This window comes from Labrenzia sp. R5_0 (genome assembly GCF_017743835.1).
Classification (GTDB): Bacteria; Pseudomonadota; Alphaproteobacteria; order Rhizobiales; family Stappiaceae; genus Roseibium; species Roseibium algicola.
Genome location: NZ_JAGHRK010000001.1, coordinates 500,138 through 525,463, shown reverse-complemented (window position 1 = coordinate 525,463; position 25,326 = coordinate 500,138). Strand labels below are relative to the sequence as shown.

At 55.4% G+C, this 25,326-nt stretch carries 15 protein-coding genes; 10 read left to right on the top strand and 5 right to left on the bottom strand.

Annotation, left to right across the window (positions count from 1 at the left end; genetic code table 11):
* Positions 1–84: 84 nt before the first annotated feature.
* The 4 genes from J7447_RS02360 to J7447_RS02345 form a co-directional block, all read right to left on the bottom strand.
* Positions 85–4,812: a VCBS domain-containing protein gene (locus tag J7447_RS02360; protein ID WP_209168630.1), complete on the bottom strand. Its 4,728-nt coding sequence runs from the start codon at positions 4,810–4,812 to the stop codon at positions 85–87.
* Between the two features lie 661 nt (positions 4,813–5,473).
* The gene (locus J7447_RS02355; RefSeq protein WP_023001593.1) at positions 5,474–6,847 is read right to left on the bottom strand and encodes an HlyD family type I secretion periplasmic adaptor subunit; all 1,374 of its coding nucleotides are present in this window, start codon (positions 6,845–6,847) and stop codon (positions 5,474–5,476) included.
* Positions 6,844–8,811: an ATP-binding cassette domain-containing protein gene (locus tag J7447_RS02350; RefSeq protein WP_209168629.1), complete on the bottom strand. Its 1,968-nt coding sequence runs from the start codon at positions 8,809–8,811 to the stop codon at positions 6,844–6,846. The genes J7447_RS02355 and J7447_RS02350 overlap by 4 nt, the downstream gene beginning before the upstream one ends.
* A gap of 32 nt (positions 8,812–8,843) precedes the next feature.
* Positions 8,844–10,439 carry a hypothetical protein gene (locus J7447_RS02345; protein ID WP_209168628.1) on the bottom strand — a complete coding sequence of 532 codons (1,596 nt, stop codon included), beginning with the start codon at positions 10,437–10,439 and terminating at the stop codon, positions 8,844–8,846.
* 968 nt (positions 10,440–11,407) lie between these two features.
* Between J7447_RS02345 and J7447_RS02340 the strand changes: the two genes are divergently transcribed.
* From J7447_RS02340 to J7447_RS02295, 10 genes are all read left to right on the top strand, one after another.
* Entirely contained in the window at positions 11,408–12,289 is an 882-nt protein-coding gene (locus J7447_RS02340) for a glycosyltransferase family 2 protein (protein ID WP_286188883.1), read from the top strand.
* Complete coding sequence (locus tag J7447_RS02335; RefSeq protein WP_209168626.1) at positions 12,289–13,341, top strand: glycosyltransferase family 2 protein; 1,053 nt, start codon at positions 12,289–12,291, stop codon at positions 13,339–13,341. The genes J7447_RS02340 and J7447_RS02335 overlap by 1 nt, the downstream gene beginning before the upstream one ends.
* Positions 13,342–13,351: 10 nt before the next feature.
* The gene (locus J7447_RS02330) at positions 13,352–15,883 is read left to right on the top strand and encodes a glycosyltransferase family A protein (protein ID WP_209168625.1); all 2,532 of its coding nucleotides are present in this window, start codon (positions 13,352–13,354) and stop codon (positions 15,881–15,883) included.
* A gap of 601 nt (positions 15,884–16,484) precedes the next feature.
* The gene (locus J7447_RS02325; RefSeq protein ID WP_209168624.1) at positions 16,485–17,435 is read left to right on the top strand and encodes a glycosyltransferase; all 951 of its coding nucleotides are present in this window, start codon (positions 16,485–16,487) and stop codon (positions 17,433–17,435) included.
* Positions 17,422–18,084, top strand: a complete 663-nt coding sequence (locus J7447_RS02320) for an acylneuraminate cytidylyltransferase family protein (protein WP_062489763.1) — start codon at positions 17,422–17,424, stop codon at positions 18,082–18,084. Before J7447_RS02325 ends, J7447_RS02320 begins: the two co-directional genes overlap by 14 nt.
* A complete protein-coding gene (locus J7447_RS02315) occupies positions 18,081–19,028 on the top strand; it encodes a phosphoglycerate dehydrogenase (protein WP_209168623.1) in 948 nt (315 codons plus the stop codon). Before J7447_RS02320 ends, J7447_RS02315 begins: the two co-directional genes overlap by 4 nt.
* A 771-nt stretch (positions 19,029–19,799) precedes the next feature.
* Positions 19,800–19,964 carry a hypothetical protein gene (locus J7447_RS31210; RefSeq protein WP_286188882.1) on the top strand — a complete coding sequence of 55 codons (165 nt, stop codon included), beginning with the start codon at positions 19,800–19,802 and terminating at the stop codon, positions 19,962–19,964.
* A 323-nt stretch (positions 19,965–20,287) separates the two neighbouring features.
* Positions 20,288–21,067 (top strand): radical SAM protein, encoded by a 780-nt coding sequence (locus tag J7447_RS02305; RefSeq protein WP_209168621.1) that lies wholly within the window; start codon positions 20,288–20,290, stop codon positions 21,065–21,067.
* 12 nt (positions 21,068–21,079) lie between these two features.
* On the top strand, positions 21,080–21,967 hold the full coding sequence (locus J7447_RS02300; RefSeq protein ID WP_209168620.1) for an SPASM domain-containing protein: 888 nt from the start codon (positions 21,080–21,082) through the stop codon (positions 21,965–21,967).
* Positions 21,968–22,120: 153 nt separating this feature from the next.
* On the top strand, positions 22,121–22,918 hold the full coding sequence (locus J7447_RS02295; RefSeq protein ID WP_209168619.1) for an FkbM family methyltransferase: 798 nt from the start codon (positions 22,121–22,123) through the stop codon (positions 22,916–22,918).
* Between the two features lie 22 nt (positions 22,919–22,940).
* Here the strand turns inward: J7447_RS02295 and J7447_RS02290 are convergent, their stop codons facing one another.
* Positions 22,941–25,181, bottom strand: a complete 2,241-nt coding sequence (locus J7447_RS02290) for a hypothetical protein (RefSeq protein ID WP_209168618.1) — start codon at positions 25,179–25,181, stop codon at positions 22,941–22,943.
* Positions 25,182–25,326 lie beyond the last annotated feature (145 nt).

The following is a 25,326-nucleotide window of genomic DNA, read 5'->3' as shown; positions in this document are numbered from 1 at the left end:
GCAAAGGTGAGTGCGACAGTGAAGCAAATTCCGAATTTGAACATATCTTTTAGTCCCGATTGGAATTTAGGCGGCCTGACACGCCTACCCGTGCTGGTTCGTATCGTCATTTGGATTGGGCAAGAGAGGATCTGGCAAATCGGCAACAGAAACGTCATCCGGGGCGGCGGTACTCGCACCCTGTTGTCCGTCATCATCCAGGTCTGACACATCATCGCCCGGCAGCGTCGCTGGGTCTGGCAGATCGCTCAAAGTCGTGGCGCTAGCAGGATCGACACCGACTGCATCAAGATAGGCACCCAATTGGTCTGCGTGTACCGGTGGAGCCTGAGGCGCCTCCGGATCCTGTCCGATTGCCTCGAAATAGGAAGCCAGTCTTCCGGCTCCGGCGTCAGCAGGTTCAATTGGCGGCTGCTGCGGCGCATCCGGATTGGTGTCACCGGTCTGGCTCTCGACGTGACCAAGCCCGGTTGTAGCATCCGCAACGTCTTGGGAAGACGTGTCGTGGTCTGGCGGTGGAGCTGGATCGGCACTCATCAGATCGATGGTGATGTCGTCAATATCTGGCTCATCGGGCGCATCATGCTGAACGGTTGGCACAGGAGAGAAGGTAATGCCTTGCAGCACCGTGTGATCGACATGGTGGCCACTGCTGCCGTGAACGCTTTGAACATCGATCTGGACCTGAACATCCGCAGTCCCGGCAGAGGCGCCCTGCTGAACGATGTGGAAGGTGTCGATGTGCTGACCAGACGCTGTGGAAGTTCCACCCTGCTTTATGACACCCGAGTTCTGTTGATAGTGATACTCGAAGTGCCCGGTTTGCTGATCAATGACCAAAGTCCCGTAGAGGCCTTGAAGCGAAACGACGACACCGCCATGCCCGTTGTCGATGCCCCATCCACCTTGGCCACCGCCGCTGAACGTTCCGGTAAGATGTTGTGAGCCCACGCCGTGCACTGCTGCAACGGATGGCGTCACGGCGGGTGCGTCGTAGGTACCGGTCACGGTAATGACGAGGTTTTCCGTATCGGTGGCACCAGCTCTGTCGGTCACGGTCACCGGGATAGTGAGCTGTTCGACCTGGCCTTGCGCCAGATGCTGGTAGGCGGCGTGAGACGGATCAAAAGTCCAGGAGCCGTCGGTGTTCATCGCGAAACCATCGACGGGATGACTGATCGAGAAGCTCTTCGTGTCGCCTGTATCCACGTCCGTGGCGATCATCTGTCCCGTGACGACCTTGCCGTCTTCCACTGCCGATGCGGTGGCAGCAGTCAGGACCGGACCATCGTTGCTGCCGGTTACGGTGATAACAAGGCTTTGCGCGTCAGTTGCCCCGGCGCTGTCGGTGACAGCGACCGGGATGGTGACCTGCTGGGTCTGACCGGCTGCCAGATGCTGGTAAGCCGCATGGCTTGGGTCGAAATTCCAAGAACCGTCCGTGTTCATCGTGAAGCCGTCGATGGGCTGACCGATGGAGAAGGTCTTGGTATCTCCGGCGTCGATATCCGTTGCCACCATCTGTCCTGTGACAGAACTGCCGTCTTCGGTAGCCGAGGCTGTCGCTGCCATCAGGACCGGGGCATCGTTGGTCCCCGTAATGGTGACGGTGATGTCATGGGTGGTCCCGTCAAGACTGGCGACTGTGAGCGTGTCCGTGAGCGGCGTGCCACCTACCTGGAGCGCCTGAACGGCGGCCTGACTGTTGTCGGCCGTATACGTCCAGTGGCCCTGGGCATCCAACGTGAATGTGCCATAAGTCCCCGCACCTGCCACACCCGCGACCGGCGTAAACGCCGACTCGCCCGCATCCGGGTCAACAATCATCAGGGTGCCGTCCACCGTCAGCAAGCCACCAGTGACGTGCTTGTCTTCCGTCACCAAGCCCGTGTCGGTTCCCGTGATGACTGCTGCGTCCGGTGTCGCCCCCAGAACCAGGCTTGCGGTTTGCGAGACACTTCCGCCGTGACCATCGGTGACCTGGTAGCTAAGGCTCACCGGACCGTTGTAGTTGGCATCCGGAATGAAAGTGAAGCCGTGGGCCACGTCTCCCGTGATGGTACCGTGGCTCGCGGTCAGGTTCGAGACGGAGAGGACATCTCCCGTGTCAATGTCCGTGGCATGGGCGAGAAGCTGCGCCGCAGAGATCAGAACAGCCTTGTCCTCCGTCCCTCTGCCGAGATCGACCGGGCTGGACACAACGGGACCGTCATTGCTGCCGGTGACCGTGATGACGAGGTTCTGGGTGTCGGTCGCCCCGGCGTGGTCGGTCACCGTCACCGGGATCGTCAACTGCTGGGTCTGGCCGGCGGCAAGATGCTGATAGGCGGCATGGCTGGGGTCGAAGCTCCAGGACCCGTCCTGGTTCATGGTAAAGCCGTCCACCGGCTGGCCGGCCGAGAAGGTCTTTGTGTCGCCGTGATCGACGTCGGTTGCCACCATCTGGCCGGTGACGGACTTGCCGTCCTCCGTCGCCGAGGCCGTCGCCGCGCTCAGAACAGGAGCATCATTGGTGCCATGGACGGTTATATCGATCCGGTGCGCGGTGCCGTCGGCCGAGTGCACTTCATAGATCGCATGGCCTTCCTCGCCCGCGGCAAGCGCCTGCACGGCCGGATGGGTGTTGTCGACCTCGTATCCCCACCATCCGCTGGGGAGAATGTGCAAGTTGCCGCCGAAGGGGTCCGAGACCGCGTGTTCGCCCAGGCTGTTGGACTGGAAGTGGTCGAAGGCCGTGCCATCCGGATCGTGGACGGTCAGGATGCCGCTTACACCGAGCTCATGCACGGACGATCGTCCGACATTCTTGTCCTCGGTGAGATCACCCGTGTCAGTCCCGGTGATGATGGCGGCGTCAGCGGTTGCCGCGAGTTGCAGCGACGCGCTCTGTTGAACCGTGCCGCCGTGGCCGTCGGTGACCTGGTAGCTGAGCGTGACCGGACCGTTGTAATCCGGGTCCGGCGTGAAGGTGAAGCCGTGCGCGGCATCACCGGTGATGGTCCCGTGGCTTGCAGACAGACCAGTCACGGAGAGCGTATCTCCGGTGTCGATATCGGTGGCATGGGCCAGCAGCTGCGCCGCCGAGATCTGGACGGAATGATCTTCCGTTCCTCTGCCGAGATCAACCGGGCCGGACACAACGGGCCCGTCGTTGCTGCCGGTGACCGTGATGACGAGGTTCTGGGTATCCGTTGCCCCGGCGTGGTCGGTCACCGTCACCGGGATCGTGACCTGCTGGGTCTGGCCGGTGGCAAGGTGCTGATAGGCGGCATGGCTTGGGTCGAAGCTCCACGAGCCGTCCTGGTTCAGGGTGAAGCCGTCGACCGCCTGACCGGCCGAGAAGGTCTTTGTGTCGCCGTGATCGACGTCGGTTGCCACCATCTGGCCGGTAACGGACTTGCCGTCCTCCGTGGCAGAGGCTGTCGCAGCTCTCAGGACCGGCCCGTCATTGGTGCCATGGATGGTGATATTGATCCGGTGCGCGGTGCCGTCGGCCGAGTGCACTTCGTAGATTGCGTGGCCTTCCTCACCCGCCGCGAGGGCCTGGATGGCGGGATGGGTATTGTCGACCTCGTATCCCCACCAGCCGCTGCGAAGGATGTGCAAGCTACCACCGAAGGGATCCGAGACCGCGTGTTCGCCCAGGCTGTTGGACTGGAAGTGGTCGAAGGCTGTGCCATCCGGATCGTGGACGGTCAGGATGCCGCTTACGCCGAGCGGATGCACGGAAGATCGTCCGACATTCTTGTCCTCGGTGAGATCACCCGTATCAGTCCCGGTGATGATGGCGGCATCATCAGTCGCAGCCAGCGTCAGAGAGGCGGTCTGGGCGGTGCTTCCACCATGACCGTCGGTGACTTGGTAGCTGAGCGTGACCGGGCCGTTGTAATCCGGGTCCGGCGTGAAGGTGAAGCCGTGTGCGGCATCGCCGGTGATTGTTCCGTGGTCCGCACTCAGCCCTGTCACCGACAAGGTGTCGCCCGTATCAATGTCTGTGGCATGGGCCAGCAGCTGTGCCGCAGAGATCTGGACTGAATGATCTTCCGTTCCCCTGCCCAGATCGACCGGGCCGGACACAACGGGACCGTCATTGCTGCCGGTGACCGTGATGACGAGGTTCTGGGTATCCGTCGCCCCGGCCTGGTCGGTGACAGTGACCGGGATTGTGACCTGCTGGGTCTGGCCGGCGGCAAGATGCTGATAGGCGGCGTGGCTTGGGTCGAAGCTCCAGGAACCATCCTGGTTCATGGTAAAGCCGTCGACCGCCTGACCGGCCGCGAAGGTCTTAGTGTCGCCGTGATCGACGTCGGTTGCCACCATCTGGCCGGTAACGGACTTCCCGTCCTCCGTCGCCGAGGCCGTCGCAGCCTTCAACACAGGGGCATCGTTGGTGCCGGTGATAACGACCCGCAATTGATGAGACGTTCCGTCCGCGCTCTGAACCGTAATTCTGTCGGTCAGTGTGTCACCTGGCTTCAGCCCCTGGACGGCCGCCTGGGCGTTGTCGGCGTGGTAAATCCACTGGCCGTCGGCGTGAATTTCGAAATGTCCATAGGCACCTGCGCCAGCAGGACCGGTGACCTCGGTGAAGTGATCCTGTCCTGGATCAGGGTCGACGATCTGCAATTTGCCGCCGGCAACCAATGATCCTGAAACGACGTTCCGATCTTCCGTCGCAACGCTCGTGTCGACGCCGCTGATCTGTGCAGAAGTCTGAGATGGTGTCTGGGTCGCAATCTGGGCAGGAGTTTGCTGGGTAGTCGCCGGCGGATGTGCGCCGCCAGTGAAGGTCTGCACCCCAGTGAGCAACACGGAGGGCTGCTGCGTTCCGCCGGGAGGTTGAGTTCCTGCCGGTGGCTGTGTTCCACTAGGTGGTTGTGTTCCGCCAGGTGGTTGTGTTCCGCCAGGTGGCAGTGTTCCCGCAGGAGGTTGACTGCCGGAAGGAGGTTGTGTTCCGACCGACGTATGCGAACCGACCGGCGGAAGAGGCCTTGGAGGAGCGTCCGGCAGAGCTGACACATCCACCGAAGGATGAGAGTGTGGCAGCGTTTGAGGGGCGTCTGGCGCACCCACCGAAAAGCCAGGTTGGGACACGCCCGGCGACTGATGGAGATCGGTTTGATGACCTGATGCAGGCGCCGCATGTTCACCCTGGTAGGTACTCCTCGGTGCAGCCTGTTGCCCGGCAGCTGGCGTGGCAGGCGCAACGCTGTGAGCCTGACCTGACGCATCGGCCGGAGCATGACGCAGCGACGGCCTGTTTATCGCTTCATCGTTTAACGTTGGACGCCCTTCCTCCTCATTCTCCAGCAACTGTGTTTCGGCGGGGGGCGTATCCTCTCCTTCCGAGATTGGCGTCCATCCAAAAACTTCTTCTGGCTGGATCTTCCTGGAATCCTTGATCTCCTCCGGCGTGCTACCCTGATCCTGCGAAGTGGCTTTCTTGTCCGGTTGATCGGCCATCACGGTGCTCCTACCGCTCGCTCAGCGCCAGATCCAGGTTCGTATAGATCGGCTTCCAGATGTATTCGAAGACTGTCTTCTTGCCTGTCAGGATATCCGCCTCACCGGTCATGCCCGGCAAAAGCGAATAGCGACCCGGATCATCACCAAAATGAGTAACGGGGACGGACACCAGAACTTCGTAGTAGGCGGTTCCGCGCTCATCAACGATCGTTGTTGGCGAAACCTCGATCACCTTCCCGGTCAGAGAGCCGTAGCGACTGAAATCGAAGGAATCGACCTTGAGTTTGGCAGGCTGACCTATGGAAACAAAGCCGACATCCCGAGGGGGCAACTGTGCCGTGAAGCGCAAGTCCACGTCCCGTGGAACGATTTCAGCCACAAGCCCACCAGGTTCGATCACCCGGCCGACAATTGTCTCGGGAACCGATTGCACAAATCCGTCCACCGGGCTGCGCAGTTCTGTTGACCACAAGCGCCTCTGGATCCGCTGCATTTGTTCGTCCAGCGCACTGTGTTCCGTGTGGATTTCAGCAATCCGCTGGCGTGCTTCGGAGGCCTCGTTCAATCCGACGCGTTCGAGGTTTTCCTGCAGCTCCGAAATCTGCGCTTCAGCAACGGCGCGCCGTCCTGAAAGGGTCGAAAGCTCATACTCATATCTCGCCTCTTCCTGCACGGCCGCAACCAGCTGAGGACGCGCGGCAAGCCCTCGGTCCACCAGGTCTCGCAGGCTTTCTGTTTCCTCCCGGGCGACGGTGAGTTGCCGCTCGATCGCAGGTTGTTCGGAATCAATTGCCCAGACATCTGCCGCCTTTTCGGCTATCTGGCGATTGATGACGTCTCTTTCATTGGACAGGAAGGCGACCCTCGCCTCAAAAGCGGCCATTTCCCGGTTGATGAGTTCCTCAACAGTTCGCTGGTTTGTTGAAGGTGCCGTGGCCGTCCCGTTCTTGACCGCAATAAGATCCGGCGGTGCCGTGAAAGGAGCGGCAGCTTTCTGGAACTCAGGGGTTCTTGTTTCCACGATCGCCAGCAGCCGCTCACGCTCAAGCGTCAGCGCAAGTGATTTTGTCTGCGCTTCACGGAGCTCCGACTTCAACTCGCTATTGTCGAATATCGCGATGACGTCACCTTTTGCGACCGTCCCGCCCTTGCGCACAACCAGTGTTGCCAACGCCCCACCATGTTCGCTCTGCAGGCGCTGCACTTCGCTGACCGGTTCGATTACGCCCCGTGCCTTGGCAACTTCATCAACAGGCGTCGCAACGGCCCACGCAATGAACAGCACCAGGCAGATGCCGATCACGGCTGCAGCCATGTTGGTCAGCCTGACCGCCTTGCCGTCATTCAGTTCAAACTGACTATCCAGATGGGTCGCTTTCATCGGCTGGCGTCCTCCGGCGGATCGATTGGTTGACTTGTGGGCTTCACAGGACCGAAATAGGCCATGCCGCCATCGTCCAGAATAAGTGCGTTGTCCGCGAGTTCGGCCAGGGTTGTGTCGTGCGTCGCAAGGAAGATCGTTGCCTTGCCCCTGGCTGCTTTCAGGAATTCTTGAAGTTGCTTCCGGCTTCCCGCCGTTGCTGCGCCGGTGCTGTCGTCCAGCAGCATGAACCGGCAATTTGCCGCTGCATCATTGTCTGCAGTCGAGTGCCATTCTTCCCTCAGCTGCGCAAAGGCCTTTTCATCTGTTTCGCCGTGATAATCGCCGATCCGAAGAAGGCATGTGGATCGCGCCAGGTCGTCTGGATCATACTGGCTTACCGAGCGACCATTGATTGACAGGCGCCCTGACTGGGCAGGAACAAGGCCGGAGATCACTTTCAGAAGTGTCGACTTTCCAGCGCCGTTCGGCCCCATGACAATCGTGAGAGTTCCAGGAGCACAATTGAACGAAACGCCTGTCAGGGCAGGCTCCGAACTCTGGTCGAACTTCAGGTAAAGGCCCTTCCCGCTGACTTCCGGCGGGCCTTGCTCCAGCCTTTCGAGCGATGCAGGCTGTGCCTGCGGCGTTCCCCAGGAAAATGACTGCTCGAGCCCCATAATTGCCTGACGGATCGCCTTCAACCTCGGAATAGCCAGGAAAAAAGCCTGGGAAGGCCCTGTGACGCGCCATGTCAGCAACATTGTTCCAATGAGTGCGCCTGCCGTGATGGTGCCGTTCATGGCAAGGGCTATACCGACGCAAAGCGTTGTCAGGGCTGCGCCCGTTCCAAGAACATAGGCAAGAGACTGCAGGGCAGCAGAGCGCTGCGCCTGTCGGTGCTTCACGAAAGCCGCCTGCCGGGCAAGGGATACAAACTTGGTGAACCAGGACCTTCCATGATCGATGTTCCGGATTACCGCGGCCTTCGCACTCAGCTCTGTCAGGGCCTCAACGCGCTTCTGATTTGCATTTTCAAGCTGCGGGTCCAGGCTCTGCCTGGTTTCGCTCAGGATCCAGCTCAAGGCGAAAAACAGCGTCAGATAAATTGCCGGCACAATGGCCATCCAGCCGCCGACAAAAGCAATCGCAAAAATCGACAGCGGCACAAACGGGGCATCAAAGATGGCGGGTGTGTTCTGAGATGCAAAGGCCTCTGCTCCCATCGACGTCGTTTGCAACCTGCCTTGCAGCCGATCGAAACCCAACTTGTGCCGGATTGCGTGAGGCAGGCGCAAAATACGCGACAACGACATCAGGCGGATTACCGCGACCAGACGCGCATATTCGGCCGCAAGGATTCTCGCCCGCATACTCCGCAAAATCACGATGGCAAGAAGTACGACACTTGCGCCAGAAAGCAGCGGGATCAGGCTCTCCGAGGCTTGTGCCCCCAGAACCCGGTCGAAAATCGCCATCGAAAAGAATGGGATGAACAGCGCAAGCGCATTGAGCACGAGCGACAGAAACAGCGCCGTCATGGCGACCCTGCGCATCCGCGCGCGCACCGAAATGGCATGGACCGTCGCGACGGAGTGTTCCGGGTTATGAACAAATAGCAGCTTGCCGGCGTTCCTCATGCGGCGGCGAACCTGATCGCGGTCGAGGCCTGCGGAAGATGTCGAGAATTCGCGTGTGTCCTCCCGGACGAGCGCATGTACTCCTTCCCTGTCCTTTACGACCAGGGCACCGTCCAGTCCGCTCAGCCATGCGGCGGGCAGCTTCGCTTCAACGCTCGCGCCGATATCGATAAGATCAAGCACCATCGCCGCGTCATCGAGCGACTGCAGCCCGGTTTCATGTGACATCGCCGCGCCCAGAACTTCGCTGGAACGGCGCCAGCCCAGCTCGGTCAGAACGGCCAGCAGGACGTTCTCAAGATCCGTGCGTTGAACCGGATCATCGCTCGACCATCCGGCAGTCATTGTGGAACTTCCCGACACTTTGGACTGAACATTCATGCGGCGGCTTCCGTCATCGGCACTTGTGGGACGGGAAGATCCACGCAGTTTTCGAACTGCTCGACCAGCCCTGCGGCGTTGTCGAACACAATGGTCGTGACCTTGCCATCAAGGGCCCTCAAAAGACCGGTCAGCTGATCAATGCCGCGCGCGTCGAGAAAAAGGGAGGGAGATTTCAGCAACAGGACTTGAGGTTGACCTGCCAGAGCTCGAACCAGCATGAGACGCTTCAGGTGCCCATCTGACAGCGGTACACCAAGACCGGGAGACAAACGCGTTTCCAGCCCGTCGCGCAGTCGTCCGATCGCGTCGGCCAGACCGAGCTGCTCGGACAACCACACGGCTCGCCCGGTCGCCTCGCTGTCAAAGGCCGTCATGTTTTCCAGCAGCGTTCCGTTGAAGACGGTGAGCCCTTCATCGCAAACGGACACGCGGCACTTAAGTGCAGAGACAGACTTTCCGTCTGCCGCGAAAATCTCGGCCTTCTTTAGCGGGCCGGTGCCCTCTGCGTCATTTTCCGACAACGCATGTACCAGTTGGCCAAAGACTGCCGCAGCCTGCTGCCCATTCGAAGGACGAACGACAAGGCACTGTCCGGGTTCGCAGACAACCCGGCAACCCTCGACGTCAAATCGCAGACCAATATTCCCTTCACTTTCCACTGCTGTGCCCTGAAGAGAGTGGGCAGAAGGCAACGCAAGAAGGTCCTGGATGGTCTTGAACGCGGATGCGGAAACCCGGTGCCGGGCAAAGGCATTCACAAGACCAAGAAGACCGGCAACACCCCTTTGCCCGAGGATCAGACAGGCTGCCAGCCCCCCGGTCGTCATGTCACCGGCAAGCACGACCATTGCACCGACACCCAGCACCAGAACCGTTGTCGCCAGACCTCCGGTCTGACTGAGGTTGAGCGAGGCTGCAAGGCTGCTTTCCGAGGTCTCCTGGGCTGCCGCCTTGCGTTTCTCGTGCAGGCGCAACTTGCCGGCAAATTCACCCAGCTTCCCGCGTGCGATAAGCCGGTCAATGTGTTCGCGGCAATTCAAGATAAGTGAAGCTTCATCGGCCGAGGCCTCGAACAAGGCCTTGCCTGCCTTTGCCTGCCTGTAGGCGGAAAACAGTGCCAGAGCCCCAAAGACAACGACCACCGCCAACGGCCCGAACACGGTGGGCCCGCCCAGGAACCAAACCAGGACGAGAAAGGTAATCGCAAAGGGCGCATCGAAGACGGCAAGCGTCGATTGCCCTATCAGGACATCGTTGGACCTGTTGATGGCTGTAAAAAGCTCGCGAATGCGCCCGGGGCTGAACTGCCCGAGCCTGTTTGCGTCAATGGAGAGCAGCTTCTCGGCCGTCTTGAACGACAGCTCATATTCCGCCTGCGCCGCAAGCCGCCCCAGGATTGAAGCCCGCGCATATTTCACCAAACCATCCAGCAAGATGGCCAGTGCAACGGCGGAAAAAATGACGAATGCCGTTCCAACCGCCTGATTTGCGAGAATTCGGTCGTAAACCTGAATAAGCGCGAGTGGCAAGGCAAGGGCAAGAACGTTTGAAATCAACGAAAGAACGATCAACCAGAGACGTATGGTCATAAGTTCGGCTCTCTTTGGCGACAGACATCATCGCACCCGCAATCCGGCCCCCACGCATTGAGCCAGCCAACATTGCCAAAGCCTATTTCGTTTTTCGTGAATTCTTACTTAAGGGAACTAATGAAATTTAGCTGATAAACAACCGAAAAACGTCATGTAATTGCAAAAACTATCCATCTTTCGGAGCTTCTCATTGCAAAAATTACGAATTAAATAATATATGCTAGGAACCGACTCTTACAATGCAGAGATCTATTTAATCAAATGCTCCGCTCTCGCGCCTCAACAAGCCATTCGACTCTGAATATTACATTCCAACCGCTCTTCGGACGCCGTGTGCCATTCAGCTCTAACATTCAAAAGATCCGCAATACGAGCGGAAAGCTTGCCATAGATTAGGGACCAATTTTTATTCGGCAGTCTTCAGCGGTATTAGCAATATGAACTGAGACGAAGTTCAGGCACCGACGCTCGCATATCCTAGCAGCCACCACCAACGGTCGCCCGTCCCCAAAGTTCGCGTCCGGCCACCTCGTTTGCATGGCAAGGCTGACTGAGGCAGAGGGACGTACGCAACTCGATGGACGGCAAGGGTCGGTATCCGAAATTGGATGGACTTCTTTGAACGCAAGCCTTCGTACTTCGTCTATGGCGTAGTCTGGTAACATCGAATTCAACAAACCTACCCGGGCAACAGTTGCAGGGAGTAGCTTAAATTACGCGCAAATATGTCCAATGGATGGGCATTAGCTAAAATCCACCCTTTGGTTACTAGATGGACGCTGACCGCATATCATGACCAATTGGAAAAATCGGAAAGTCATAATTTTTTAGGCGGCAATACTGCCTGTGATGTGCAAGTCAGCTTAAATCGAAAACGCAGAACGGAACGCCTTTACTTCGAGTGACAGTTTGATATTGGTCTGTGGCACTTTCGAAAGCCAATACAAAATTTCAAAGTTCAATATATGCAACCGACATTGAGCATCGTAATCCCTACCCACAATAGGATCGAGCAACTACGTTTTCTCGTAGGTCGTTTTCGAAAAATGATGTCGGAACTGGACGCGATCAACAAGGTAGAGCTGGTCGTAGTCGATGACGGTAGTACCGAACGTTTCTTCAATGAAACCTTCGACGAGGTAATTCTATTGCGGAACGCGACCTGTTTAGGCGCCCCGGCATCTAGAGAAATTGGATTTCAGCACTCTACGGGAAACTACGTTCACTTTCACGATTCCGACGACGACATTTCCGACAATTGGTTAGAAGGCGTACTCAACAGCATCTCAACAACACAATTCGACTTCCTGTTCACTCCACGCGTGGCTAGAACGGCAAACGATGCAATTGGCAAACTCGAAGAACCCAAAGCTCTTCAGTCACTGTTGTCACTGCCGCTCTCGTTAAAGAACTATTTGTCCTACGAAAATTGTGTCGGCCCATTAGGTGCGGTTACATTTTCGAGACGCGCCGTAGCAAAAATGAGTTTTCCTTCGCTGGCATCTTGCCAAGATTGGCATATGTATTGGGAGGCTTTGCAAAAAGATAGTGTGTTAGTTTATGAGCCAAGAATTTGGCTTGTCTACAATCGAACAGGACTCAATAGAATTTCTTCATCGACCGACCGGAAACGAGCAGGTTTCGATGGCGCAACGAAACTCATGTGCAAAGTTGAAAGAAAACGGGTTTTAGTAAATTTTTATCTTAATTTGGACTTTGACGTAAAAAGACAGCTAAACAGCGCACCGCTTAAGCGCTTAATCCACGCCGTTTTGCGTCCAATTATGTTGGAACTTGCTAGAACCCCCACGTTGGACAAGCTGCTGTTTGGACGAAGCTCATCCTAATGAAAATATCTGATAAATCAGGTTCAAATACCCATAACGGCAAAGACCAAATGACGACAATGTTCTCTATTATCATTTGCACTTACAACCGAAGCGACATTCTGAGCATTTGCATAAATAGCATTGCAAAACTAAATAAAAATAAGAATTTTGACTACGAAATACTTATTGTTGACAACAATTCTAAAGATGCAACGCAGAAGGCAGTGCAAGATTTTTTTTTAACGCTCCCTTCTATTCAGCGAAACAAGTGGAGCTACCATCTCGAGAGACTTCAGGGTTTGTCCAACGCTCGGAACAGAGGTGTTTCTGAGAGTAGAGGCAATTGGCTGGTCTTTTTAGATGACGAGTGTGACGTTGATGCCGACTGGTTAGATCGTCTCTATTGTGTGATTGGTCACAAGTCGCCCGTCATGGTGGGGGGGCCCTATCGTGGAAAGTATTTACCCGAAATAGACAAACGACACTACGCCAAGGGTTTTCTCGAAAAGTATGGAGACAGCTACCACATCCGCGACGATTGGCAAGAGCGCTGGCTTTCCAAGCCTGGTCTCTCAGGTGGCAACATGGCAATTCGGCGCGATCTACTTGAAAAAGTAGGCACATTCGACCCCAACTTCGGCATGAGTGGATCAGAGACAAGATACGGCGAAGAAACCGAATTGCAGCTGCGAATACTTGCACTGTGCCCTAATAACAGCATCTACTTTAGCCCGGATCTTGAATTAATACACTATATTCGACCGGAGAAAACTAGGCTGCTGGCGAGCTTACAAAGCTGCATTCAACGCGCAAAAAATGTCGCAAACCTGCAGCGATCCCACCCGCAATACGCAAGCTCTTCATCCAATTTATTGTTGTTAAAGTTATGGATTTTGGTTCGTAGAAGCTTTGAGCTAATGATATTTGTTGCAGTCCAGTTTCTTAAAGCGGGAGTAAAAAGAGCACCCTTCTCTCGCCCATGCTACGAAGTCATATATAGCGGAAAATTGCAGGCTTTGGTGCAGGTTGCCTTCTCCGTCGTTGACATTGTTCGCCACAATCGACCTTAGGAAGTTTGATTTGAATTCTGCGATTTGCACAATTGTTGTGCCAGCTTACAATGCTGGTGGTTTTTTGCGCTGGACGCTCGATAGCATCGTTGCACAGACGACGAAATCCTTCCGCTGTATCGTCGTGAATGACGGATCAACCGACAACACCCGAGAGATCGCAGAAGAGTTCGCGCGGCGCGACAAACGCATCCAAATTATAAATCATGGAGCCAACTCGGGGCTTTCGGCGGCCCGCAACACGGGCCTGCGCGCAACAACCTCACCATTCGTGTGCTTTCTGGACGCAGATGACCTGATGATGCGAGACAGTCTCGAACTGCGCCTCGCACCATTACTTGGGTGTGACGACGAGCACGTGATCGGAAGCTATTGCGGCAGCATCACAATACGCGAAGACACAAAAAAGCCCCCAAGGAGCAGCTCCTGTATTTTGAAGCCGGTCGATTTTCTCCGCGCCGGAACAAGTTGTCCGTTCAACGCGAACCAGCCTCTCTTTTTCGCGGACAAGCTCTGCCGGTTGGGGGGCTTCAATGAGAAAATGGTTCAAGCCGAGGATTACGAATTCTGGATGCGCTCCTTACGGGCCGGCTATCGCTTCGTTGCCGTTAAGCGTCACGCCGTAACCTACCGAAGCAGAAGCAGAAGCATGATCCGCCAACAGCCCTTGAAACATCTGGATATTGCTATTCGGCTGAACAAGGCATCTTACATGGACCTGCCGGCCCAGGCTTCCTTTGATGCTGATATAACCACCTATACAAAAAAGTGGCCAGTCTACCGGCAACAAGCCGATCTTGCGGGACGTATACTGTCCTTTGTGGGCATGGAAGCTGCAAGAAGGAACCAGGCGGACCACAACGCAGACCTGAACGACCTCGGCGTGATGCTGCGCACGGAATTGCCTGACCTGCATCAAGTTCTGAGCCGGAACGACATCAGGCTTCATCTGAAGACCGGTGTAGCCCGTTTTCACACTGAGCCGCAAAAGAGTCTGGAAATCAAATTTCCGCAGACAAAGGCTTTGCTCGACCGCCTCCTGAAAACGGCTCTGCAGGAGCCCCTACCCTCCAAAGTCGACTCAACCGATTCCACATTTCCTTTCACGGATTCCGTCGAATTCAGCGGCTGGAACCTAGGCAAGACCCGACAACCCAGTATCGTCTTCCTTTTGCAGAAAGATTACCACCTAGAGACTTTGGCACCTGTGCTCAAGCACCTCGCCGCCCGAAACATCGACTGTCACGTCGTAGACCTGTCGAGCCACTGCGGTGATCGTTTTCTCAGATCCAAAGCGGTGGAGTTGGGTATCCCACTCATTGGATTAAGCCCTTTCATGCTAGGACTCTATGCACCGAAGGTAATTGTTGCCCTCAACGACTGGGATCCATCTGTACGAGCAATTTTCGGTGCCGCACAAGCCGCAGGGATCAAGACAGCTGCGATCGTAGAGGGGATACAGGACTACTGGGACGCAGACATCAACCGAGACCGAGGCGCTTACCGCATGGCAGATGCGGTCCTTCTTCCCGGCAGTTATGACAAGCGGTATTTTTCCGACAGCAATCAGGAGATCCATGTTTGTGGCTTGCCACGCATTGCGAAGATGAGGTCTTCTCCTCCACTCCCACTGCCGTCCATCCCGCGAGTGCTCATCAATTCGAACTTTAGCTATGGCGTGCTGGTTGAACATAGAGATGCCTGGCTGACGCAGGCGGTAGAAGCCTGCGAACAGGCAGGACTCGACTGGGCTATTTCCCGGCACCCTGCCGATCTTGGCAGGCTACACCAGGACAAGGTGACCCCCGAGACCTTCGACGCGGCGACGCGCAACAGCACGGTGATCGTGCAACGGTTTGCGTCCGGGATACTAGAAGGCCTGGCTTACGGACGGCAGGTCATCTATTTCAATCCCCACGCGGAACAGGTCGACAAGTTCAAGGACCCAATGGGGGCCTATCCGATCGCCGAGAACACGCAGGAATTGACCCGCCTTCTTGAAAACGCATCCGGCCTGGCAGAGCTGCATAGGCATGCCTGGCCCGACTTCCTGGACACGCATTGCGCAAACAGAGAAGGCATGGAACCTGCCATCGCGATCGCCCGGACCCTCGGCGATATGTACGATCAGGCAGCATCGGCGTCTCAAGCCAACGAGTGGAGGACCAATCTGCGCGCGGTCGACATGTTCTCTAGGTCCATGTTCGACACCCGGAAGATCTTGGCGAAAATCAGACCCACGTACGGCCGGAATACCGGCAAGGTCGAAGGCCGGGAAGGGAGGTTCGCCGACGTCCTGATGAGCAGCTCCGTGAACACAATCGTCACCCGGTCCAAGTTGAAGCTTATCGCGGAGGCCGAGAAGCGCCAGCGTTCCGAAGGGACCTCCATCAGGAACCTGCACAGGAAAAATCTCCGGGAAGTCCTTCTTCATATCGATGATCATCTCGAGATTTTTTATCACAAGACAAAAGACACTCGGTTGATCGGCCCCGTAATCAGACAAGCTTCGCGCATCTATGACCATGTCTTCAAGAAATAACAAGACTGAGGGATGGCTGCTAGCATGATGCAAGGCGGCGGCTGGTGCAGACCAATAAATTGGCTCTCACTGCTATATGACGCTTCTACAGACCGGGCAAAGAGGTGTTCCTCGACAAATCCCCCTGCCCCATGATCCGGGCCATTCAAGCTTTGGAACCGTTAATCCAAAGGCATGATCTGACGGGTGTGGCTCACCAGCGCAGGCAAGTACATAGCCTCGGATATTGCCGGCCTCCCTTTCCGATCGCACGTGAACATATCTGCTACTGATCCGGCGCCAGGACTTTATTCTCCCAAGTTCTGACACGACCTGGTGATGAAACCGGGTGTATGTCCGCCCCTCCTCGCAACGCCTTTTCCAAGGGCCAGTTATTCACAGGGGTACGACACTAACTGCATCTTCGTTAGACGGCAGCCCAGTCAACCGAAACAAGACGACTTTCACTGCTAGATTATTGATTAAAACGTTGACTTTGCCCCCAAATTCAAGACTGGACAAAACACGATCCGTTCGGTATCAAAGCCTAGAAAAGAGGTGATATCCACGCGACGGTGCACTTAACTCATTTCCGACTATTAAGTAAATCAGAAAGCTTCCGATGCGTATAAGTATCGTAATACGTACCCTCAACGAAGCCAAATACCTTTCAGACCTCCTGGAAATGATCGGTTCCCAGGAAACGTGCTTCGAAAGCGTTGAGGTTGTTCTGATTGATTCCGGTTCGACTGACAAAACGGTTGAAATCGCATCAAGCTTCGACTGCCGTATCACCTACATTACGAGACAGGAATTCTCTTTCGGACGTTCGCTCAACAGGGGGTGTGAGTTCAGCACCGGCGACATTCTGGTATTCATTTCGGGACACTGTATCCCTGTCGATAAGCATTGGCTTCAAAATCTCTGCCAGCCGATTGTGGACGGCAAGGTTGTCTATAGCTATGGCCGGCAGATTGGCGACGACGACAGCAACTACAGTGAACGGCGAATTTTCGCCAAGTATTTCCCTGCTCACTCTTCGGTTCCGCAAGACGGCTTCTTTTGCAACAACGCAAACTCCGCTGTCCTTCGTACAGCGTGGGAAGAACACCTGTTTGACGAGGAACTGACCGGTCTCGAGGATATGGAACTTGCCAAGCGACTCGTCGCTGCAGGGGCCAAGATCGGATATGTTGCTGAAGCGCCCGTCTTTCATCACCACCAGGAAACCTGGGCATCGGTGCGTCGCAGATTTGAGCGTGAGGCTATTGCTCTGCGCATGATCATGCCCGAAGTGCACCTGTCCAAGATCGACGTGCTACAGTGCATCGTAAGGAGCGTCTACGCCGACTGGCGGTCCGCGATGCGCAACAGAATATCCTCGACCGGTCTTGGCGACATGCTGCGCTATCGCTGGTGCCAATACTGGGGCTCCTACACCGGAAACCATGAACACCGTATTCTTTCTCAGGCCGCCAAGCAGCGTTTTTTCTATCCACAAGTGAGTAAAAAGGCAGAACAAGATGAGTGGCTCAAGCCGATGCGTCGCCCTTCTCCCAATGAAGGCAAATAGCCAGCGGGTGAAGGGCAAGAACTTCCGTCCGCTCAACGGCAAGCCTTTGTTTCGCTGGATTCTCGATTCCCTCCTTTCACTGGAAGAAATCGACCAGGTTGTCATCAATACCGACGCCCGAGACATCCTTGCGGAAAATGGGCTGGTTGAGTCCGACAGGGTCGTTATCCGCGACCGCAAAGCAGAGCTTTGCGGCGACACCGTCTCTATGAACCTGATTCTTGCCGATGACATACAGAACGTGCCGGCTGACACCTATCTGATGACGCACACCACCAATCCGATGCTGTCCAGCGAAACCATCCGCACTGCACTGGCAAGTTACCAGGAGGGGGTCACCAAAGGGACGTCAGACTCTCTTTTCACAGTCAACAAGATCCAGACGCGCTTTTACCGTGCGGACGGCAGTCCTGTGAACCACGATCCGGATAATCTCATCCAAACCCAGGATCTCGAACCCTGGTACGAGGAAAATTCCAACCTCTATATCTTTTCCAGCGGAAGTTTCGTTGAAACGAATGCCCGAATTGGGAAGAAACCGATCCTGTTCGAAATGCAGAAGCTTGAGGCGGTCGACATCGATACTCTCGAAGACTGGATGATGGCCGAAGCGGTCGCGAACATGCGGAAAAAACAGGAAGCAGCATGACAAGAGATGTAATCGTAACCTGCCCACCAATGCTTGGGCAGCTTGACCGATTTACCGATTTCGCAGCCGAGAAGGGGCTGGCGCTTCACCCTGCCAACACAACGCAGGTGCTCAGTGAGGACGAACTCTGCGAGCTGATACCCCAGTACGACGGCTGGATCATCGGGGACGACCCTGCGTCGAAGCGCGTTTTCACCGCAGCCCGGAACGGCAAGCTGCAGGCTGCGGTCAAGTGGGGTATCGGCACCGACAACGTCGATTTCGATGCCTGCAAGGAGCTGGGGATCCCGATCATCAACACTCCGGCGATGTTTGGCAGCGAGGTCGCGGATGTGGCAACCGCTTATGTCATTAGCCTGGCCCGCAGCCTGTTCGTGATCGACCGGGGCGTTCGAGCCGGTGGCTGGCCAAAACCCGCAGGTATCAGCCTGGCAGGCAAACGCGCCGGAGTAATCGGCTTCGGCGACATAGGGCATAAGGCAGCCTCGCGACTTCAAGCGCTCGGCATGAAGGTCTGCGTCTACGATCCCGGCATCGGCGGTAACGGTGGTCTTCACGGGGTAGAACGCGCCAACTGGCCGGACCGTATCGGGGAACACGATTTCCTTGTGTTCACTTGCGCGCTGACCAACAGCAGCTACCATATGCTCAACGCAAAAACGCTCGCGGACTGCAAGGAAGGGGTCCGCATCGTAAATGTCGCCCGCGGTCCGCTGATCGACGAAACAGCCCTTATTGCTTCCCTGGAAAGCGGCCACGTCGCGTCCGCCGCGCTGGACGTGTTCGAAGTCGAGCCCCTGCCGCAGGACTCTCCGCTTCGAAAATTCGAAAGTTGCATTTTCGGGTCCCATAACGGGTCGAATACGGTAGACGCCGTCGTCAGGGCAAGTCACGAGGCCATAACGAGACTGGAAGGGTTTTTACTGGAGTCAGCGGCCCCCTGACTACATTTTCTCTTCGGCATCAACTGGTTCCACAGGGAGCGGTGAACGGAAAGAAACCTGCGCGAAAGACAAGAATAGCAGCACCTATAACTGCTATCGTCAAAATCGAACTAGGATTGGAGTAGGTCGATGCACGGGTCGTTTTTGCCGAGCATTTGACATCAACGTCACCTCAAGCTGCAAAGGCAATTCGGCCGCGACATGAGGTGTTCTGACGGGCTAGTTCCGGGGAGCGAAGAGTCACAATATGGTGCTGGTGTGGTCTCCAAACACGACGCTTGTCCGTATTGAAAATTTGAGAGCGGTCGGCAAGCAAACACAATCAGTTTTACCATCGAGGTAATGATCACTGTTGTTAGTTGTTAGTTTCAAAACCTAGGAGAAGTGTTTAGGCCGTTCGAAAGGCCGCCATTCCCAACCAGATTAACAGTAAACTATGGATATAGCTTGTTGCCACTGGAGAGTTGGCTCCAAGCTACCTACCCTTGCTGCCAGTTGGTCAATGTTGTCAGGACCTGCCTGCAAGTAGAGCTGTGCAGCATGTATGGGTTCTCGATCGCGACTTCGTTGAACAATGGCTTGATCAATTGTTCACTCTCCGTCTGCCTGGAAGTTTATGAAAGGTTCAGAGCGGCTGATGGAAACGACTATATTTCTAGAAACCTTGCAGGTGTAAATTTGGTCCTGAGCGGCGGCGCAGGAAATGACACGCTGATTGGTGGACTTGGTCGTGACCTGCTACTGGGTGGCGCCCGAGACGGCCAAATCTACTTGGGTGCTGGAGACATAACCAAGAACGGAACGCCTCCCATCAATCTTGGCAGCAACGGCTACGACACGCTCGACTTCGAGAGCGGCCCGCCCCTTCGAACCGGTGGCCTGTCCTGGTACTACTTCGAGCGTTTCATGGGGTGGTCGAGAGACGCGCCGGGCTGATGCCGACAATGAAGGCGTCGGAAATTCTCGAAAGTGCGCTCACCACGAGCGCGAGCCAACGCGGTCAGAGGACGCGACCGCTCCGGTCAGATGATCCTACAGTGACTGGAAATGCTCTACATTACGGACCCCAAATTGTACGTTCAGGTCGCTCAGAAAAGGACTGTATTCAAGCTTTCAACGCGCAGGCAGACGCTCCTAACCCTGGCATTGAATTTCGCTGGACGGCGATGCCTTGACACAGTCTTTCCGTTAAGATTATTGAGTTCGGCAAGAATACAAGAAATGCGATTGGTGATTTCTAGCCGGCACTGGTGCAATTAATGTCGAATTTCCAGACACTTGATGACGTTGAACATCTCATTTACGGGGAAAACCTGCCGGTCAATGTCGGAATGGATATCGTCAATAGATGCAATGTTTCATGCAGAATGTGCGGCGGCGCCCTTTATGTAGAAGAGAAAGGATTCGACAAGTATTCGCGCCTGGGTTTTGACGACATCATGAAGTTCTTTTCTGACGTTCAGGTGTCGGAGATCACCTTCGTGGGAAGCTACTCAGAACCGTTCATGAACCGCGACATCATTCCGACCTCCAGGAAACTGATCGCGCATGGCGCCAAGGTCACTGTCATCACGAATGCCACGCTCATTACCAGGGATCTCGCTGAAGACATTGTTCGAAGCGGGATACATCATATCTACGTGTCGATCCACGGTGCGACCAAGGAGACCGCCGAATTTGTCATGCGCGGCGCGAAATTCGATACCGTTACTCAAAACCTCCGGAACCTGATTGAAATTCGGTGCGAGCTCGGTAGCCGGACGCCTCATGTCACGATGAACATGGTGCTGATGAGGGAAAACATCGCAGACGCTCCGAAAATGATCGAACTGGCCAGAGAGCTTGGTGTGGATGGCGTTGCCTTTGCAAACATGCGACTGCCTGACTTTCAGTACGAACCGGAAAGTTTTACTGTCAGCCTGATCACCGAGGATCTGGACGTCTCAGCGAAACATCTGACCGAAGCGTCGAACCTTGCAAAAGAATATGGCGTGGCCCTCAATATTCCTCAGCCGCTACGCCCGCTGCTGGCCGGCTAGGAGTGGAATGGAATGGCGAAGACCCTGATCAACACGCTCGATAACGATGCGCACGAGGCCCTCCCACTCGGTCTCGGTCAAACCCGCTTTTGTTTGTTTCCGTTTTCGAAGCCGAATATCGTGCAGCGCGACGGCGACTTTTACGTAGGGCTGTGTTGTTCTTCATCATTGAAGAAATTCCCGATCACGCTATTGCTTGAAGACGGGGCCTTGGCCGATGTCTGGAACAACAAGGTCTATGAGGACATAAGGCGGTCCTTGCTCACCGGTGAGAACATGCCACCCGCATGCGTTTATTGCGAGCGGGCTGTCGGTATCGACCCTGTCGACATGCAATTCCATGTGGCGCTCTGGCATTCCCGCAGAACCGGTGATGAAAGAAGCCTGGCGTACCTTCGAAAAAATGCCTCCAGATATGATCGATATGCGACTGCCATTAGCGAAATTGGCGAAAAGCCTCTTGAGATGCCGGATTTCGACATCGTCGAAATGAAGGGCGTCTGGGCAAACGAAAGCAATCGCACACTGATATCCAAGTGGCGGCCCATTAACTACGCCAGCGCAACCGTCGAAGGCGAACAAATTCGCATATGCCGATCACCAAAAGAATCCTATTACCCGGCTTTGGTTTCCATCGTGGAGACGATGCCGGGAAAGGAATATGAACTGACCTCGAAACTAAGCCCGCATGGGCAAATCCCCATGAGCATCAGCGTTCACGCAACAAATTCGCATACCAGTGCAAAAATCATGGAATTTTCAACCAACGACGAATGTCAGGGCGGCAACCACCTCTTCGTCGCCCAATCTCCGCAATCGGCAATAAAAGTCACCGTCTCGAGCAACAAGCCGAACTGTTTTGGCTTGATGGGACCCACCACTTTCAGGGCCCTCTCCTGAGTTCAGGCCTTTCGAGAGTTTTCATGAACGTTTGAATTTAATCTGCGGGTTTAAACCAGGTCCCCAAAGGCAATATGGATTTGACCAGATCCGTCTTGCATACGTTCGCGTCTATCCTGAGAGATAGATTGTTCGCTTTCAGAGGAAACAATAGTGAACCAGATTGACCAGGAACTTAGAAAAATCATCGAACCTGAAGGTAAATTCAGTCACTTCGAATCTATCTTGAAATGCATTTATTTTGGTCTTATCCGGTCCGATAGCACGGTCATCGATGTCGGCGCCCAGTTCGGCCTGCATACGTTCCGTTTCGCAGAGCGCATTGGTCTCGACGGCCAAATTTTCTCATTCGAAATCGTCCCCCAATTTGTTCAGCACATCCAGAAAAAAGCAGCCGAAAAGTATAAGGAACCGAACCAGATCAAGGTGTTCAACCTTGCCGTGTCGAATACCGACGACGTGGTTACCTTCTATCAAAATGACAAGAACAACGGGCAAAGCACAATTGTCGAAGGCCATGGTATTGACTTTGACCAGACCAGTACCTCCAGGATTCAGTCGATCACACTCGACGCCTTTTTCGACTTCGAAAAAATTGGCCGGCTCGACTTCATAAAGTGTGATGCAGAAAGTGCCGATTTCGATGTTCTGCGCGGCGCCAAGAACCTCATTCAGGCCAAGGACCCGCTTTTCATTATGGAATTTGAAATGGACCAACTTGGCCTGCTCGGCGTGTCGAAGGAGGATTTTTTCAACTTCCTTGAGACCAATGATTTCCTTGCATATTCGATCGACGGTCGCCCCTTTACGAACGAACGCATCGAAAACAACGACCAGCCCTTCTGTTACGAAATCGCAGTTGTGAACAAGCGGTCAGACAAGAAAAACTTCGCCGAAAAGAACATACCCAGCATCGTTTGGAATTGGATCAAGCACACTGAGTGGCACTAGATTCCGGTCAGATGGAAACGCCCTAATTGTAAACCAGCACAGATAGATCGAGACCGAACGCCGCCATTTCTTTTTGCAAGCTGTCGTGCTTCCAAACCGTTTGGAACTCGGAAGCAGACCACTTGGGTACAGCGCCCCAGCCAACAGGCTTGCCAATTCTTTTCCAGCCAACGGCCCAGGTTTTCGCCAGCTCTTGCGCCTCGGGTGTTCGACCGAGGTCGACCAGAACCCTCATGGCCGTCAGCGCGAATTGGTGAAAGAGCTCCTGATTTTGCCGGCTGACCTTTTCGAATGCGACCAGGAAGTCCTTGCAGGCTGCCTCCCCGTTGGGCGCCAAACTCAATCGGCGCAACGCCTGAAGCAGAATTCCGCCAGCGGCTGATTGCCAGCTGCAGAACTTCAACGCTGTTGATGCGAACTCCACAGCGGCGGTGTCGTCTGACCGGCGCAATGCACTGTCGGCGAGCAGCGCATAGGCCGCCGACCCGACGACTTTTCTGAAGGCCTCCAACGGAAAGGGCGCATCTGAGGGGCCGCTCCAGGAACTGCCGGAGGCACCATTCTCAAGAAGGTCCTTCATTGCACCATCGATCAATTCACCGACATTGACGGAGCCGAGTTGCCACTCGGGGCGGGCATCCGCAAGCACAAACTGATAGCCATCCAGGTTTGACACGAGTTCCGTCAATAGCGTGTCCGCTTCGGCAAGTCTGTTCTCCTTGCGCTGCGCGGCCGCCATCAAGAGTTTCGGCATTCCGTATTGTGCGTGACGGGTAATGATCTTCTGTGTGTAGTCGCAGATGGAACTCTCCAGGTTTTCCCCCATGGCCTGGCGCACATGCAGAAGAGCCAGTTCATCAAGCGCTTCGGCATAGCTTAGCCGTGCCGGTTCCATCGCCACTCTCGACTGAACGTAGGCTTTTGCCGAACGCGCCAGAAAATGCGACTGTATTATCGGTTCATCGAGTTTGGCGCCCGCCCCTGTAGCTGCGATCCTGTTTTCAGACCGGCGCAGAATCGGGTCCGTCCGCCACTCAGACAAAGCCGCATCCGGGAACCCGTGCCGTGCGAGGAGCACACCCAACTGCAGGGTACGCATTTGCTTCAAGACACCGTCGCGGGTCGGAGGAACAAGGCTGTTCAGTTCCTTGAAAAAGTCCCCGGCCCTGGGAGCAAACTCTTCGGCATACCTTGGATATTCCTTTATGTGCCTTTCAAAGTCATCGGTCATGTCTCGAGAACGGATCGAGTGAATGCATCGATAATCCCGGGAGAATCGAGAAATCGCTCCACTCGCCGAATCCACGAGCGTCATTGCACCCGCACCCAACGCTTCAAAAACCCGCCAGGATTGCCCAATGCCGTAGCGATGGCTCGTTGCCACGAACCTCGAGCGCTCCATGAGCTCCTGGTATCCTTGTTCCGGCAGCATGCTGTTCATCATGACCACCTCTTGCTGAGTGCCGACCGACATCAAGGCGCGGTTAAACACGGCTTTGTCGTAGTAGAATCCAGCAAGATGTTTCTGGCGACCGGTCGAAACGATGTCCGTATCTCGACGAATTCGCCGCCAGGCCGCTTCAGCCGAACTCGGCTCCAGAAACTGCCGGTTCACAGGAAGAAGACCCAGATGAGTCAAAATCGGTCCGACAAAAGTTGGCCGCCCGAACCTGGCTCTGGATTCAATGTTTCCCTGTGAACCAAGAGAAAGCATCGCATCGAAGACGCGGTACCGCTCCGGGTGGTGCGCGAAATTCCACTCAAAATCGCCGATGAAACCGACTTTCATGCCATCGAACGATTCGAGACCGGGAGAAAACCAATGGCTTGGATCAACAAACACAAGGTCCATAGCGGTAATCGACCCACGCGGCGGTGCGCCACTGCTTGCCGGCTTAACCCGAATGCGACCTGTCTCCGGATCAGGTTCGCCGACTGCGGCCCAAATTCCCTGGAATTCGGGAATAAGACCCTCCAGACGAGACAGGGGACCGCCAACAAAAAGCACTTGCAGGGGCTGTTTTGTACCCAATTCGTCAAAGTCGTGCGACAGGCTGGAATTCGCAACGGAGAGGAGTTTCCGGCACGCTTGAAAATCGTCAAGCGTGCCGCTTTCCAACCATCGGCCCAGCGCGCCAAACAACATGCCGCGGGGACTTGGCACGCTTTGGGAAGAGAAGAGGCGCGAAGCCCCTTCCCTGTTGCCCATCATCAAGAGCGCGATCGCCGACAATTCAATGTCGGATCGCGCAAACCGCGTCACCCAAGAAAAGTCTCCGCAAATCGACGCCTCTTCAGCGTCGGAGTAATATTCTGCGAGTGCGGACAGCGGTAAGCGGAACTGGTGATTTCCTTCAACGTCAAACCTAGATGGCTGCAAATTCCTGTTCGCCCGTTACAATTGCACC